Origin of the sequence: Nonlabens antarcticus (assembly GCF_015356755.1) — a bacterium.
Taxonomy (GTDB): domain Bacteria; phylum Bacteroidota; class Bacteroidia; order Flavobacteriales; family Flavobacteriaceae; genus Nonlabens; species Nonlabens antarcticus.
In genome coordinates this window covers 121,759-135,418 of sequence record NZ_JADFCO010000064.1, presented here as the reverse complement: position 1 = coordinate 135,418, position 13,660 = coordinate 121,759, and the positions used below count along the sequence as shown (strand labels likewise).

General features: G+C 38.9%; 15 protein-coding genes. 7 read left to right on the top strand and 8 right to left on the bottom strand.

Going from position 1 to position 13,660, the window contains the following annotated elements; translation table 11 throughout:
- Positions 1 to 5: 5 nt before the first annotated feature.
- Both IQ282_RS06665 and rlmB read left to right on the top strand, forming a co-directional pair.
- Positions 6 to 851: a hypothetical protein gene (locus IQ282_RS06665; RefSeq protein ID WP_194851073.1), complete on the top strand. Its 846-nt coding sequence runs from the start codon at positions 6 to 8 to the stop codon at positions 849 to 851.
- A gap of 199 nt (positions 852 to 1,050) precedes the next feature.
- Positions 1,051 to 1,785: a 23S rRNA (guanosine(2251)-2'-O)-methyltransferase RlmB gene (gene rlmB, locus IQ282_RS06660; RefSeq protein ID WP_194851072.1), complete on the top strand. Its 735-nt coding sequence runs from the start codon at positions 1,051 to 1,053 to the stop codon at positions 1,783 to 1,785.
- Positions 1,786 to 1,793: 8 nt separating this feature from the next.
- Here the strand turns inward: rlmB and IQ282_RS06655 are convergent, their stop codons facing one another.
- Positions 1,794 to 2,471 (bottom strand): rhomboid family intramembrane serine protease, encoded by a 678-nt coding sequence (locus IQ282_RS06655; protein ID WP_194851071.1) that lies wholly within the window; start codon positions 2,469 to 2,471, stop codon positions 1,794 to 1,796.
- A gap of 107 nt (positions 2,472 to 2,578) precedes the next feature.
- Here IQ282_RS06655 and IQ282_RS06650 point away from each other — a divergent pair, with 107 nt between their 5' ends.
- The gene (locus IQ282_RS06650) at positions 2,579 to 3,874 is read left to right on the top strand and encodes a replication-associated recombination protein A (RefSeq protein WP_194851070.1); all 1,296 of its coding nucleotides are present in this window, start codon (positions 2,579 to 2,581) and stop codon (positions 3,872 to 3,874) included.
- Here IQ282_RS06650 and IQ282_RS06645 read toward each other — a convergent pair.
- From IQ282_RS06645 to IQ282_RS06620, 6 genes are all read right to left on the bottom strand, one after another.
- Positions 3,853 to 4,551 (bottom strand): YjjG family noncanonical pyrimidine nucleotidase, encoded by a 699-nt coding sequence (locus IQ282_RS06645; RefSeq protein ID WP_194851069.1) that lies wholly within the window; start codon positions 4,549 to 4,551, stop codon positions 3,853 to 3,855. The genes IQ282_RS06650 and IQ282_RS06645 overlap by 22 nt on opposite strands.
- Positions 4,544 to 5,851, bottom strand: coding sequence for a DUF7033 domain-containing protein (locus IQ282_RS06640; RefSeq protein WP_228547254.1), 1,308 nt, complete (start codon positions 5,849 to 5,851; stop codon positions 4,544 to 4,546). Before IQ282_RS06640 ends, IQ282_RS06645 begins: the two co-directional genes overlap by 8 nt.
- The gene (gene radC / locus IQ282_RS06635) at positions 5,848 to 6,549 is read right to left on the bottom strand and encodes a RadC family protein (protein WP_194851068.1); all 702 of its coding nucleotides are present in this window, start codon (positions 6,547 to 6,549) and stop codon (positions 5,848 to 5,850) included. Before radC ends, IQ282_RS06640 begins: the two co-directional genes overlap by 4 nt.
- Positions 6,550 to 6,555: 6 nt before the next feature.
- On the bottom strand, positions 6,556 to 7,317 hold the full coding sequence (gene yaaA, locus IQ282_RS06630) for a peroxide stress protein YaaA (RefSeq protein WP_194851067.1): 762 nt from the start codon (positions 7,315 to 7,317) through the stop codon (positions 6,556 to 6,558).
- A gap of 71 nt (positions 7,318 to 7,388) precedes the next feature.
- A complete protein-coding gene (locus tag IQ282_RS06625; RefSeq protein WP_394355196.1) occupies positions 7,389 to 8,432 on the bottom strand; it encodes an RluA family pseudouridine synthase in 1,044 nt (347 codons plus the stop codon).
- Positions 8,419 to 9,072 carry a PASTA domain-containing protein gene (locus IQ282_RS06620; protein WP_194851066.1) on the bottom strand — a complete coding sequence of 218 codons (654 nt, stop codon included), beginning with the start codon at positions 9,070 to 9,072 and terminating at the stop codon, positions 8,419 to 8,421. Before IQ282_RS06620 ends, IQ282_RS06625 begins: the two co-directional genes overlap by 14 nt.
- A gap of 139 nt (positions 9,073 to 9,211) precedes the next feature.
- Here IQ282_RS06620 and IQ282_RS06615 point away from each other — a divergent pair, with 139 nt between their 5' ends.
- From IQ282_RS06615 to IQ282_RS06605, 3 genes are read left to right on the top strand one after another with little or no spacing between them, the layout of a single operon-like run.
- Positions 9,212 to 10,192, top strand: a complete 981-nt coding sequence (locus IQ282_RS06615; protein WP_194851065.1) for a D-alanine--D-alanine ligase — start codon at positions 9,212 to 9,214, stop codon at positions 10,190 to 10,192.
- Positions 10,189 to 10,641 carry a pantetheine-phosphate adenylyltransferase gene (gene coaD / locus IQ282_RS06610; protein ID WP_194851064.1) on the top strand — a complete coding sequence of 151 codons (453 nt, stop codon included), beginning with the start codon at positions 10,189 to 10,191 and terminating at the stop codon, positions 10,639 to 10,641. Before IQ282_RS06615 ends, coaD begins: the two co-directional genes overlap by 4 nt.
- Positions 10,638 to 12,398, top strand: a complete 1,761-nt coding sequence (locus IQ282_RS06605; RefSeq protein WP_194851063.1) for a M14 family metallopeptidase — start codon at positions 10,638 to 10,640, stop codon at positions 12,396 to 12,398. Before coaD ends, IQ282_RS06605 begins: the two co-directional genes overlap by 4 nt.
- Before the next feature lie 4 nt (positions 12,399 to 12,402).
- Here the strand turns inward: IQ282_RS06605 and IQ282_RS06600 are convergent, their stop codons facing one another.
- Positions 12,403 to 13,005: an NUDIX hydrolase gene (locus IQ282_RS06600; RefSeq protein ID WP_194851062.1), complete on the bottom strand. Its 603-nt coding sequence runs from the start codon at positions 13,003 to 13,005 to the stop codon at positions 12,403 to 12,405.
- A 7-nt stretch (positions 13,006 to 13,012) separates the two neighbouring features.
- On the opposite strand from IQ282_RS06600, the gene pyrE reads away from it, so the two are divergent.
- Entirely contained in the window at positions 13,013 to 13,660 is a 648-nt protein-coding gene (gene pyrE / locus IQ282_RS06595) for an orotate phosphoribosyltransferase (RefSeq protein ID WP_194851061.1), read from the top strand.

Genomic DNA, 13,660 nt, shown 5'->3' with positions numbered 1-13,660 from the left:
TAATTATGAAAAACATGAAAAATTATAAAATTTATAGTGTCTTAATAGCTTTGACACTGATCCTAGGCTCCTGTGAAAGAGAGGTTATAGGCGAAATAATTGACAATCAAAATAGTCAGCAAGTACTAAGTTTTGAAAGTACTTCCTCTGATTTACCTATTGAAATTGATGCTGTAGGTTCAGGACAGGTTGTAGTTGAGGTTTCAACAATTTCAAGCGTTGACCGTACGTTTAACGTTAGTGTTGTAGCAGAAGAAACTCAAGCAATTAATGGTTCTTATGCTGTTCCAGCAAACGTAACTATCCCTGCGGGAGCATATGAAGGTACTATAACAATAACAGGGACTGATGTTGCTGGTGTTGATGTTGATCCATTACCACTTGTTCTTGAGTTAACTGCTCCAGCTGGAGTTGTTTATACAAATCAGAGAACAACAGTTAATGTATTTCAAATTTGTCCTATTCCAGAAGATTATTTGGTAGGATCCTATCTTTTGGTTAATACGATATCGACGATTGGCCCAGCATTTGGAGACTTTAATTTAGGCGAAGGGAATGTGACATTGAGTGAAGGACCATCTCCTACTCAACGAGTATTTAGAACTTCTTTTCTACCTGTAAACGGTGGGATTACTCAAGATGTTATTCTTAACTTGAATTGTGGAACAATTGCTTTAGGTAATACTTTATTTTACGTGGCAAATAGTGGTATTAGACATATACCTTCTACTATGAATACCACGTATGATCTAACTGATGATTCTGAAATCATTGTTAATTATATTGAGAATTCTCGTAGTACTAATGGTCTAGCAGCACAAGAATCTCAGTTTGTACTAATTAAAAACTAACTCTGACAATTGATGATTTCATTTTTTCAAAAAAAAATGAAATTTGATTCAGAATAAACTAAAATGGCTATTCCAAAGAATAGCCATTTTTTATTAGTTAACATCTTAACATTCTGTAAAACCCGTCTAGGAAACTAGACGGGTTTTTTATTTATAATAACTACCACCGCTTCTACTTAAATGAAAGTATCTTTGCAGCATGGACAAAGATGATATGATTTATGGGCTACGCCCTATTCTCGAGGCTATTGAAAACCAAAGAGATATTTCAAAGATTTACTTTCTAAAGGAAGGTAATGGTGTATTATTTAATCAGTTGAAATTTGCTGCGAAAAAGGCAGGTGTTGGAACTTCTTTTGTTCCTGAGGAAAAACTCTATAAGCTCACTAAAGAAAATCATCAAGGTGCTGTTGCCGTTCTTTCTCCCGTTGGATATTCTAACTTAGAAGAAATATTGGAATCTACAGACCTAACTACAAATCCTATGTTCTTACTACTCGATGGAGTTACAGACGTAGGTAATTATGGTGCTATTATCAGAACGGCAGAATGTACTGGTGTTACAGCTGTCATTGTCTCAGAAAAAGGCTCTGCTCCTATTAATGCAGTTGTCGTAAAAACAAGCGCAGGTGCCGTTTTTAATATTCCTATCTGTAAAGTAAATCATTTGAAAGATGCGATCTTTCTAATGCAGGCTTATGGTATTCAAACCGTGGGCGCATCTGAAAAAGCAGATCATTCTATTTATCAAACCGACTTAAATACTCCATTGGCTCTTGTTATGGGAAGTGAAGATCGCGGTATCAATCCATCGACCCTTAAAACATTAGATAAGACTTTTCAACTTCCTATGTTAGGAAAGATAGCTTCTCTGAATGTATCTGTTGCTTGTGGTGCAATGTTATATGAAGCCGTAAGACAAAGACAAGGCTAAGACTTTCTCTATTCCTCTTCATCCGGTTTGAGTGGTGAGAAATTTCCCTCCTCATCAAATTGTTGCATGAATAAATCTTCTGTAGCATTGTATTCTGGCTGCTGCCAGTTGTATTTTTTTTCTGGAACTACTTTCGATTTCATCAAAATAGCTAGTATCAATCCAGCCATAGCACCACTGGAATGCCCTTCCCAAGAGATGTTGGGATCCACTGGAAATAAGTACCAGACGAGACTCCCGTATAAAAACACGACGGTAAAGCTTAATGCGATTAGCTTGTAGTATTTAGTAAAAATACCTTTGAAGAATAAAAAACTAGCAAGCATATATACAAGTCCACTGGCTCCTATGTGAAAAGAATTTCTTCCTATCCCCCACGTAAGTACTCCAGTAAGTAATATTCCATAAATCAAAACCTTGATGCTAATGAAGCGGTAGAAATACATTAGGCTGACGGATAAAATCAGCATAGGGATCGTATTGCTCCACAAATGTGAAAATCCTGAATGAATGAAGGGACTGGTTAAAATTCCTAAAAGACCTGATACAGTTTGTGGTTCCAACCCATATTTGGTGAAATCCGTATGAAAACGCATCTCAACCCAGAATACAAACCACATCAAGAAAACGATCAATAGCGGTACACCTATCGTTTTTGCATCAAAGATGTATGTGTTTGACTTCATACTATAGTTAAATCAAAAATACAGCCCACTTCTATATCTAGGTTAAATTGTCAGATAGAAATCTTAAAGCAATTGTCCCTGCGCTCCTGGAATGGTATCTTCGTGGAATGTCCAATACTCCACTAGCAGAACGCATTCGTCCTAATGATTTAGATGGTTACTTGAGCCAGTCTCACCTAGTAGGTGAAAAAGGAACATTACGCCGTCATATAATTACAGGAACCATTCCTTCTTTGATTCTCTGGGGACCTCCAGGTACTGGTAAAACAACCTTAGCAAACATTATTGCTCAAGAATCAAAGCGGCCATTTTACACTTTAAGTGCTATCAATAGCGGTGTGAAAGACATACGTGAGGTCATTGAAAAAGCAAAAAGTGCAGGTGGCCTATTCACCGCAAGCAATCCGATCCTTTTTATTGATGAGATTCATAGATTTAGTAAATCCCAACAAGATTCTCTATTAGCCGCAGTTGAAAAAGGTTGGGTCACGCTGATAGGTGCTACCACAGAAAACCCAAGTTTTGAGGTTATACCAGCACTCCTTTCGCGCTGCCAGGTATATGTACTAGACGCATTTTCTAAGGAAGATCTTATCGCACTTCTTGCTCGTGCAATGAAGGTCGATTCCATTCTTTCTAAAAAGCAGATTACTTTAAAAGAGACTAATGCGCTGTTACGCATCAGTGGTGGCGATGCACGCAAACTACTCAATGTCTTTGAGCTCATTATCAATTCTCAGGAAGGAGATGCGATCAGTATCGATGATAAAATGGTTCTAGAACAAGTGCAGTCAAATCCCGCACGGTATGACAAAACTGGTGAGCAACACTATGATATAATAAGCGCTTTTATCAAATCCATGCGTGGCAGTGATCCTAATGCAACAGTTTACTGGCTCGCGCGCATGATTGAAGGTGGTGAGGACTTAAAATTCATCGCAAGACGCATGCTAATTATGGCGAGTGAAGACATAGGAAACGCAAACCCTACCGCTTTAATAATGGCAAATAACACATTTCAAGCTGTCAGTACCATAGGGTATCCAGAATCTCGAATTGTTTTGAGTCAATGTGCGATTTATCTAGCCACGAGCATCAAAAGCAACGCGAGTTATATGGCGATTAATAAAGCGCAGCAAATGGTGAAGCAAACCGGAGACCTATCAGTACCATTAGGCCTGCGCAATGCACCTACTAAACTTATGAAAGATCTAGGTTATGGCAACACTTATAAGTATGCCCATGATCACCCAGGAAATTTTGCGCATTTTGATTTTATGCCTGAACAAGTGAGCGGCACGACCTTATTTCAACCTGGAAATAACCCCAGAGAAAAAGTCCAAAAAGAGTTTCTACAAAAACGCTGGAAGGATCATTATGATTATCGAGATAATATAGAGTAAATATCAGCCAGGTCATGAGCGACTACCTCTCCTTCTGGAATATCCTGACCAGTGGTATGGAACCAGATAGTCCGCCATCCAGCATTTCTAGCTCCCAAAATATCGGCCTCATAACTATCCCCTATCATTATGCTGTTTGCTGCGTTAGCTCCTGTATCACTTAATGCGCGTTCAAATATTCTTAAATCAGGCTTTTTGATTCCAGCGCTTTCTGCAGTCAACATATATGGAAAGTACTCCCGCAACCCAGAATTATTAATTTTATGTCCCTGAACCACGTCAAAACCGTTAGTAATTAGATGCAGTTGATATTTTCCCTTTAATGTATCCAGCATTTCAATACAATTAGGAAATAAGTGGTTGTGCTGTGGCAAATATTCTAGATATAAATCTGCCATTTTATGAATCGCCTCATCCTCTACAGGAAAGTTGCACGCATCAAACGTGGATTTCAAACGTTGATAGCGCAATTCCTCTTTGGTTATTTCGCTTTCGCGAAAGCGTCTCCAAAATTCTAAGTTCAAGGGTTCATATTGCTCAATGAATACATCTAGAGAAAGATCAATGCCCTCATTTTCAAATATTTGCCCGTATGCTAATTTACTATTGCGATCGAAATCCCAAAGTGTGTGGTCTAGATCAAAAAATAGGTGTTTTACGTCGTGGTATTTACTCATGGATGATAGATTCTAATACTCCTAGTGCGTGACTTTTAATGTCACGGTCAAAATGTTCATAATAATATTGAGCTACAAAATTTCCCCCTACAGATCTCACATTCTCCATGATCTCGTGTAATACTTGTTGTTGACCGTTCAACATGTTAAGGGATATACTGTTATAATGAATAGCATAGGGATGGATTAATAATGGCGTTTGAACCTCATAATCAAGATCATAAAAGTAAAATGGAAAACAGGTGCTTGCTCTCATTCCTGGTTCATTTACATATCCCATGCTGTAATCTTCCATCGTTTTAGTATCCACTAAAAGCTTGTAGTGACCAGGCATTGCTATTTTTGAGTGAGCAGCCATTGTATATTGCAGTGGTCGCTTAAGTAGTTCATCAAAGCGCTTTTCTTCTTTGTAAACATCCTTCTGAGACGTATTTGCAGAAAATCGCAAACCTATTCTTACATAATCTGCAATATGCTTGATTGCTTCTAAGTAGCTTTTACTTTTATAGGTAACCCCTGTATTCTGGTCGTTGTAGTCTCCCAAATGAAAGAAAAATAACATGTCCAGCTTTTGTTTTACAAGCTTGTTTTTTGTCTTTCTGTAATTTCTAAATAAGCTGAGTATTAAATCACTATTATCGTAAGGATCATCTTCTACATTAAACAATGTTTTCAATTGACTCCAGGCTCGATCTAATTGCAACTTACGTATGTGACGCACAAATGCTGAGGCATTAATCACGACTCCACGCTTTTTATATTTACTGAATGTAGCTACTTCTATAGCGATAAGTTTATTAATATCTTGTTTGCGGGTTAAGGTGCTCAATTCATCATCGTGCAACTGTCTCGAAAGTTTCTGAACCCATAAATCAATCATGGGTAACTTTAAAAATCCATTCTTAAAAGCAGTGCTTTCATAAGGGCTGTATCGCCCATAATCGTCCTTAACCTGCGGCAAATATTCTTCATATCGCGTGATTAAATAAAAGGCTGCAGAAAAAATATCAAAAGGTACATCGCTCCTTTCTGGTGCCGAAAAGAAAGCTGGTAAATTGTCCCATTGTATTACCTCAATATCATGATCGTCTATCCCATGTTCATCCAGCAAGCCATAAGACCATATGAACATCTCTTCTCCCAGTGGTTTTGAGCCGTAAGAAAATTTGATACCTTCATGTGCTACAAATACATTAAGTTCTGAGGTGATATCATATTCTGCCTTCATCAACCTGCGGAAGATGTGCTTGAAAATATATTGTTTGCGCGGTGTCAAGTCGGGACAGTAAATCAGAATCATGATAGGATGTCGTTATCTGCAAAACTGTAATAATCCTGCTGGGTGATGATGATGTGATCCAGTACTTTAATATCCAGCGTTACTCCCGCTGTGATAATTCTAGAAGTGATATCTCGATCTGCAGTGCTGGGTTTTAAAGTACCGCTAGGATGATTGTGTGCCATTATGATAGCCACAGCTCCAGCTTCAATTGCTTTTTTAAAAATTAATCTGGAATCTACATGAGTTGCTGTGATCCCGCCTTTACTGATCTGGTGTTTCTCGAGCACCTTGTGATTATTGTCCATCAGTAAAATCCAGAATTCTTCGTGCATCAACTCCCCCATTATAGGTTGCAGTATTTTGAACACGTCGTGACTGCAAGTGATCTTTACAATGCGTTCTGGCATTTCCATGGCACGACGTCTTCCCAGTTCCATGGCAGCGACAATAGTAACAGCCTTTGCCTGACCTATACCCTTATGTTTCATCAACTCTTTCAACGTCTTTTTTCCCAATTGTTGCAATGATTGATTTGCATCTTGCATAACATTCCTGCTTAATTGAACTGCGCTAATGGCGACGCTACCGGTACCTAACAAAATAGCTATCAACTCTGCATCACTCAGATTACTACTTCCTTTAAAAAGTAGCTTTTCTCGTGGCTGGTCATCCTCTGACCAGTCTTTTATGGAAACATATGCAGGGTTTTCAGCCATTCTGATTTATCTAGTAAATACGGGTTCGTTCTCCTTCTCTGTATCCTTTTCTGAGTATTTGTAATCGTCACCTGCAAATGCCAGCACGTCTTGAAAGGAGTCTGCTTTATTTTCTACCAGATATCGCGCCATGGTCCCTCGTGCTTTTTTTGCGTAAAAAGCAATAATCTTAAGGTCCCCATTTTTATAATCCTTGAAGATTGGAGAAATTAAAGTTCCCTTTTGATTCTTTTTATCAATTGCCTTGAAATATTCATTGCTAGCGAGATTCACGAGCAATTCATCTTTTTTCATTTGATTGTTCAGTTCTGGCGTGATTTTGTCTTTCCAGAATTCGTATAGGTTTTCAGTACGCTCTATAGGAAGTTTTGTTCCCATTTCCAGTCGATAAGGCTGCAATAAATCCAATGGTCTCAAAAAGCCATACATTCCAGAAAGAATGCGGATGGAGTTTTGAGCATAATCCAGTAAATTTTCATTTAAGGTATAAGCATCAAAGCCAGTGTATACATCACCTGCGAAAGCATATATGGATGGCCTTGCATTACTTTTAGTAAAGGTATCTTGAAAATCTTTATAGCGCTGGTAATTCAAGTCAGCAAGCTTATCTGAAATGCTCATCATATCGCTTATTTCTGCTTTAGAAAAGCGTTCGAGCTTAGCATTTACCTGAATGGCTTCCGCTGCAAAAATGGGCTGGGTGGCACGCGACGTGGGCAGCTTTGTATCGTAGTCCAGCGTTTTTGCCGGAGATAGCAATATTTTCATTTTTATAAAGTTTGAACCCTAAAAATACTACTTGAACCGCTCAATATCGCAGGATGTGCTTAAAGTATTAGTTATAATTCCTGCATGGAGTTATTAGCATAGGAACGCCACTTATCCATACATGCCTGCATGTCTTCAGGAATGTCGCAGGAAAAGGTCATCCACTCTTTAGTTACAGGATGTTCAAAACCCAGTGTTCTAGCGTGTAATGCTTGTCTAGGCAGGATTTTAAAACAGTTATCTACAAATTGCTTATACTTAGTAAAATTTGTTCCCTTTAAAATTCTATCACCGCCATAACGTTCATCATTAAATAAAGTGTGACCTATGTATCTCATGTGAACTCTTATCTGATGTGTGCGCCCTGTTTCCAGTTTACATTTTATGACCGTAACATAACCTAAGTTTTCAAGTACCTCATAGTGAGTGACCGCTGGTTTCCCGTTATCACTTTCATCACCTTCCCAGACCATATTTTGCAATCTATTTTTAGGATGGCGTCCTATGTTTCCTTCTACAGTTCCTTTAGGTTCATCAAAATTTCCCCAGGCAATGGCGATATATTCACGCTCACTGGTTTTGGCTGCAAATTGTGCTGACAAATAAGACATTGCATGCTCCGTTTTGGCAACTACTAACAGCCCACTGGTATCTTTATCTATGCGATGTACCAATCCCGGTCGCTCACTAGAGTTGTTAGGTAGGTTTTCAAAATGATAGATAAGGGCATTAATTAAAGTTCCAGAATAATTACCATGTCCTGGGTGTACCACCATTCCTGCTGGTTTATTTACCACAACGACCGTGTCATCCTCATAGATAATATCTAATGGAATATTTTCTGCCACCAGCAAATGCTCCGGTTTAGGGTGATCTAACATCACGCGGATGTCGTCGCCCGGCTTTACCTTGTAATTTGCTTTTACAATTTCCTCGTTCGCTCTTACTGAGCCATCTTTAATAGCAGATTGTATTTTACTACGTGTGGAATTCTCGATAAAATTCATCAAATACTTATCGACTCTCAGTGGTTTTTGACTGGGTCCTGCCGTAAAATGATGATGCTCGTGCAAGTCATCTTGATCTAGGTCGCTATCGTTCTCACTGTCCATCATCTTCATTTTCTTGATCGTATTCAATCGGTTCTTCTTCTTCAAGTTCCCCTTCTAAGGGATCAATTGTTTCTTCTTCATAAGTAGCTCCAGGCCTGTTGCCATCCCCCAGAACAAGATCAACTACAGATGCTTTGCGCAGCTGGCTTCCTGGTTCTAAAACGCTACCATTGTGACGCATTTCCAGCACCATATCACGGGCAATATTGGGGCGGAATGTGACATCTCCTATTTTAAATCCTAGAGCCTCTAGCGTTGGCACTGCTTGCCTTTTCGTTTTGAAAACAATATTTGGGACTAAAACTTTTCCATATCCTGAAGGGTTCAATTTGATATAAATCTGACGGTTCTCCTTCACATAACGTCCTGCTTTCGGGTTTTGTTCAATCACAGATCGTGGTGGATATTCTGGGTTGAAACTGGCGCTATCTATAATTCTTCTGCGTAGATCCAATTCTTCCAGCATGAAATCTGCTTCTGAAAGGGATTTCCTTTTCAGGTCTGGTACTTCAATTTTCTGACCGTGGTTGGTATGCCAGTCGAGCCAGTACAGATAACCGAAACACAGCACCACTACCAAAAGAATAGCCAGAACCACCTGAATCCAGAAGGTTTTAGTAAACATGAATTGGATAAAATTCATAAGCAATCAATTTCTTCACGAGACATAATCGCCTCAAATAAGGGGTTAAAAATAAAAATCAAAGATACGATTGTAGCCCCAACTTAGAACGACTGCTTTTGTAACTTTGTTGTTAACGATTATGCATTAATAGAACTACATGAGAAACATTGCGGTCATTATGGGTGGCTATTCTAGCGAGAAGGAAATCTCCATTAAAAGCGGTCAGGTGATTATAGAAAATCTGGATGTCTCACGTTATTCTGGCTATCCTATTATTGTGACAGAAGAACAGTGGTCTTTTACAAATGACTCTGGAACTTATATCGTTGATAAAAATGATTTCTCCATCAACGTTGCAGGTGAAAAGATTCTTTTTGAATGCGTTTATAATACCATTCATGGTACTCCCGGTGAGGATGGAATTTTTCAAGCCTATCTGGAATTATTAAAGATTCCACATACTTCTTGTGACTCCTATCAGTCTGCCATCACCTTCAACAAGCGTGATTGTATTGCGGTATTGAAGCCGTGGAGCATCCACACGGGCAGGCATTTATACATGAATGAAGGCGAGGAAGTTTCTTTTCAAAACATTATTGATGAAGTAGGTTTACCTTGCTTTGTGAAGGCAAATCGCAGTGGCAGTAGCTTTGGTGTTTCTAAAGTTTATGAAGAGTCCGCTTTCGCGAAAGCGTTACAAACCGCATTTGCAGTGGACGATGAGATCATCATTGAGTCCTTTCTCGATGGAATGGAAGTATCTGTAGGGATTTATAAAATAGGCAAGACCATTACAGCGTTACCACCTACCGAAATTGTCAGTGAAAACGATTTCTTTGACTACGAGGCAAAATACCTGGGTAAAGCCGAAGAAATAACGCCAGCCAGGTTGACAGAATCTGGAACACTTGCCGTACAAGAATTGAGCAAGCGCATCTATTCCATTTTGAAATTAAAAGGAATTGCTAGAGCAGATTTCATTTTCCATAATGGAACTCCGCATTTTATTGAAATCAATACTAATCCAGGAATGAGCCGTGAGAGTATTATCCCCCAACAGATAAAAGTCGCGGGACTTGAGTTGCAAAACGTTCTTACTGACATTATTGAAGATACCATCAAAAACCACCAACCATGAGAAGAGCTGTATTTCCAGGAAGTTTTGACCCGATAACTTTGGGTCATAGCGACATTATCAATCGCGGACTCCATCTTTTTGATGAGATTATCCTTGCCATAGGAATCAATGCTGACAAGAAATATATGTTTGAGCTGGAACGACGGGTTTCTTTTATTGAAGAGCTATATAAAGACGAGCCAAAAGTGAAGGTTATGACCTATAAAGGCTTGACCGTCAATTTCTGTCAGCAAAATGACGCCCATTTTATACTGAGAGGTCTTAGGAATCCCGCCGATTTTGAATTTGAAAAAGCCATCGCACATACGAATAGATTGTTAAGTGATATAGAAACCGTATTCCTCTTGACCAGTACAAAAACCAGTTATATTTCCTCTTCCATAGTACGCGACGTCATGCGCAATGATGGAGATTATAGTTTGCTGGTACCTAAAACCGTTCAAAAATGAAGAAATTAATATACTTACTTATTCCCGTTTTACTGATAAACGTTTCTTGTACAAGCGATCAAAAGAATGCCAAAGAAATCGCAACGGCAAGAAAAGAATATAAAACCCCATTCGAAAAGGGAAATGGCAATCAGACCGCAACCTATGAAGAGTGTATAGACTTTTATAAATCTCTGGCAGCAGATTTTGGGTCAGTAACTATTGAAGAAATAGGTTTGACTGATTTCGGAAAACCATTACATGTGATTCATTTTTCAAACTCTGCCATAGACTGGAAATCACCTAATGAGAATAAAGTAAAGATCTTAATTAATAATGGTATCCATCCAGGAGAAAGCGATGGTATCGATGCCACAATGATGTTAATGCGCGATCTTGCCACGGGAGTTTTAAAAGTGGACAAAAATGTAATATTTAGTTCCATTGCCATATATAATGTAGGTGGCTCTTTTAACAGAAACTCCAGTACCAGAACAAATCAAAACGGCCCAGAATCTTATGGTTTTCGAGGAAATGCCAGAAATTATGATTTAAACAGAGATTTTATAAAAGCCGACTCTCGCAATGCCAGAGCTTTTGCACAGGTATATCATAAAATCAAACCCGACATTTTTATTGATAATCACGTCAGTAACGGTGCAGATTATCAATACACACTAACGCATTTATTTACACAGCATAACAGACTGGGCGCAGCAGCAGGTAATTATGTACACAACTCCTTCCAGCCAGCTCTAGAGCAAGCTTTAGAAAGTAGATCACTTGATATCACCCCATATGTAAACGTTCATAACCAGTCTCCAGATAAAGGGTTCAGTCAGTTTATGGATTACCCGCGATATTCCACGGGTTACACATCACTCTGGAACACTATAGGTTTAATGGTAGAAACACACATGTTGAAACCCTACCAAGACCGCGTTCTAGGCACAAAGGCCATAATGGAAGAAGTTATTAAAATAGGAAGTGCAGATATTAAAAACCTCAAAAAGGCACGTCAGGAAAGCTTTACCGCTTTTCAGAACTTAAAATATTACCCCATTAATTTTGAAGTCGATAAATCAAAGGCAGACACTTTAAACTTTAAGGGTTATGAATCATTGAATGAAGTGAGCGATTTGACAGGAAACAAATTAACCACCTATGATAGGACACAACCTTATAATAGAAAAACACCTTTCTACAATTATTTTAAGGCGAAAGACTCCATTCGTATTCCAGAATATTATGTAGTACCCCAAGGACGGTGGGAGGTTATAGAGTTGCTGAGACTCAATAACATTATTATGAAACCACTGACTAAGGACAGCATAATGACTGTTTCTGAATATTCAATTAAGGACTATAAAACCGCCTCAAGCGCTTATGAAGGTCATTACCCGCACAATGACGTAGTGGTAAAAGAAACCAGCAAAAAAGCAGGCTTTTTACAGAGTGATGTACTTGTACCTACGGCACAGCCTGGCATCAAATATATTATCGAAACCCTGGAGCCCGCGGCACCTGACTCTTTTTTTAAATGGAACTTTTTTGATGCTATTCTACAACAAAAAGAAGGGTTTTCAGCATATGTATTTGAATCGACGGCAAAACAAATGCTCGCGGAGGATCCTATTTTAAAAAAGAAATTTGATTCCCTAAGAAAGGTTGATAAGGATTTTGCACGCAGTAACAATGCGCAATTAAACTGGTTGCACGAGCGGTCAAAAAATTATGAAAAGGCATTTTTAACCTATCCTATTTATAAACTGAATTGAGATACTATTTAACAGGAATAGGTTCTGGAAATAGCTCTCTAATATTTGCATAGCTATCCCTTAAAGCTGCGGCTGCTTCTATCGGGTCAAGCCAGACCGCTTTATCGATTCCTTCTTTCTCTTGAGGAATCAGTTTACCTGTATAATTGGTAGTCATAGAATACCAGTGGGTGAGTTTCAATCGCATCTTGCCATTGCGAGAAAAAACATGATATGTCGGGCCTAGATACTTAGAGATTTCCAGGTTTTCAACACCAGTTTCTTCTGCAACTTCTCTGAGGGAAGTTTCTTCAATACTTTCGTTACTTTCTGTTTTTCCCTTAGGAAGATCCCATTTACCGTTACGATGAATGAATAAATGTTCCCCATTTTGATTTTCAACAAGACCACCACCTGCCAGCACTAAAGGCAATTTTTTATGAAGACGCTTGAGAAGCTTTCCCTCACTTTTTGAATACAGCAATGGACGTTCTACCTTACCTTTTTTCACGGCTTTAACCAGTTTTTTTAGGTTTACGCTCTTAAGTTCGAACACATCATGGTCTGGGAAAAGATCCTTGTCTGACGTCACGATAATAGCGACTTCTTTGACAAAAACTTTATACATTTGCGGCATGGTCAGAGATAAAAACGTTGGGATTAAAACTGCTGAGTTGTTATTGCAAATTAAAGCAATAAAATTGCAACCGCAAAAGCCTTTTACATGGGCGAGTGGCTGGAAGTCGCCTATCTATTGCGACAACCGGGTGACACTTTCTTATCCCACGATAAGGAATTTCTTGCGGGAACACCTAGCCGCCCAGATTGAAGAGCTTTATGGAAAACCTGATGTTATCGCTGGTGTTGCAACTGGAGCCATAGGAATAGGAATGCTCGTAGCAGATTATATGAAGCTCCCATTTGTCTATGTGAGACCAGAGGCAAAAAAACATGGCCGTCAGAATCAAGTAGAGGGATTTCTTGAAAAAGATCAAAAGGTAGTAATCGTTGAAGATCTAATCAGCACAGGAAAAAGCAGCTTAAACGCCGCCAAAGCTCTTCATGAAGCTGGGGCAAAAGTGAAAGGCATGGTCGCTTTGTTCTCTTACGGTTTTGACTTTGCAATCGATAATTTTAAGGAAGCAGGGATTGAATTAACTACATTGAGCGACTACAATCATTTGATTGAAGTGGCGGAAAAACAAGGTCATTTTGACACCGCAGAAACAGAGTTACTAACAAGCTGGAGAAAAGATCCCAGCAACTGGAAACACAATATTTAA

Coding starts and splice junctions, on each gene's coding strand:
- IQ282_RS06665 (WP_194851073.1), top strand. CDS start 6: ATGAAAAACATGAAAAATTATAAAATTTATAGTGTCTTAATAGCTTTG.
- rlmB (WP_194851072.1), top strand. CDS start 1,051: ATGGACAAAGATGATATGATTTATGGGCTACGCCCTATTCTCGAGGCT.
- IQ282_RS06655 (WP_194851071.1), bottom strand. CDS start 2,471: ATGAAGTCAAACACATACATCTTTGATGCAAAAACGATAGGTGTACCG.
- IQ282_RS06650 (WP_194851070.1), top strand. CDS start 2,579: ATGTCCAATACTCCACTAGCAGAACGCATTCGTCCTAATGATTTAGAT.
- IQ282_RS06645 (WP_194851069.1), bottom strand. CDS start 4,551: ATGAGTAAATACCACGACGTAAAACACCTATTTTTTGATCTAGACCAC.
- IQ282_RS06640 (WP_228547254.1), bottom strand. CDS start 5,851: ATGATTCTGATTTACTGTCCCGACTTGACACCGCGCAAACAATATATT.
- radC (WP_194851068.1), bottom strand. CDS start 6,549: ATGGCTGAAAACCCTGCATATGTTTCCATAAAAGACTGGTCAGAGGAT.
- yaaA (WP_194851067.1), bottom strand. CDS start 7,317: ATGAAAATATTGCTATCTCCGGCAAAAACGCTGGACTACGATACAAAG.
- IQ282_RS06625 (WP_394355196.1), bottom strand. CDS start 8,432: ATGATGGACAGTGAGAACGATAGCGACCTAGATCAAGATGACTTGCAC.
- IQ282_RS06620 (WP_194851066.1), bottom strand. CDS start 9,072: ATGAATTTTATCCAATTCATGTTTACTAAAACCTTCTGGATTCAGGTG.
- IQ282_RS06615 (WP_194851065.1), top strand. CDS start 9,212: ATGAGAAACATTGCGGTCATTATGGGTGGCTATTCTAGCGAGAAGGAA.
- coaD (WP_194851064.1), top strand. CDS start 10,189: ATGAGAAGAGCTGTATTTCCAGGAAGTTTTGACCCGATAACTTTGGGT.
- IQ282_RS06605 (WP_194851063.1), top strand. CDS start 10,638: ATGAAGAAATTAATATACTTACTTATTCCCGTTTTACTGATAAACGTT.
- IQ282_RS06600 (WP_194851062.1), bottom strand. CDS start 13,005: ATGTATAAAGTTTTTGTCAAAGAAGTCGCTATTATCGTGACGTCAGAC.
- pyrE (WP_194851061.1), top strand. CDS start 13,013: ATGGTCAGAGATAAAAACGTTGGGATTAAAACTGCTGAGTTGTTATTG.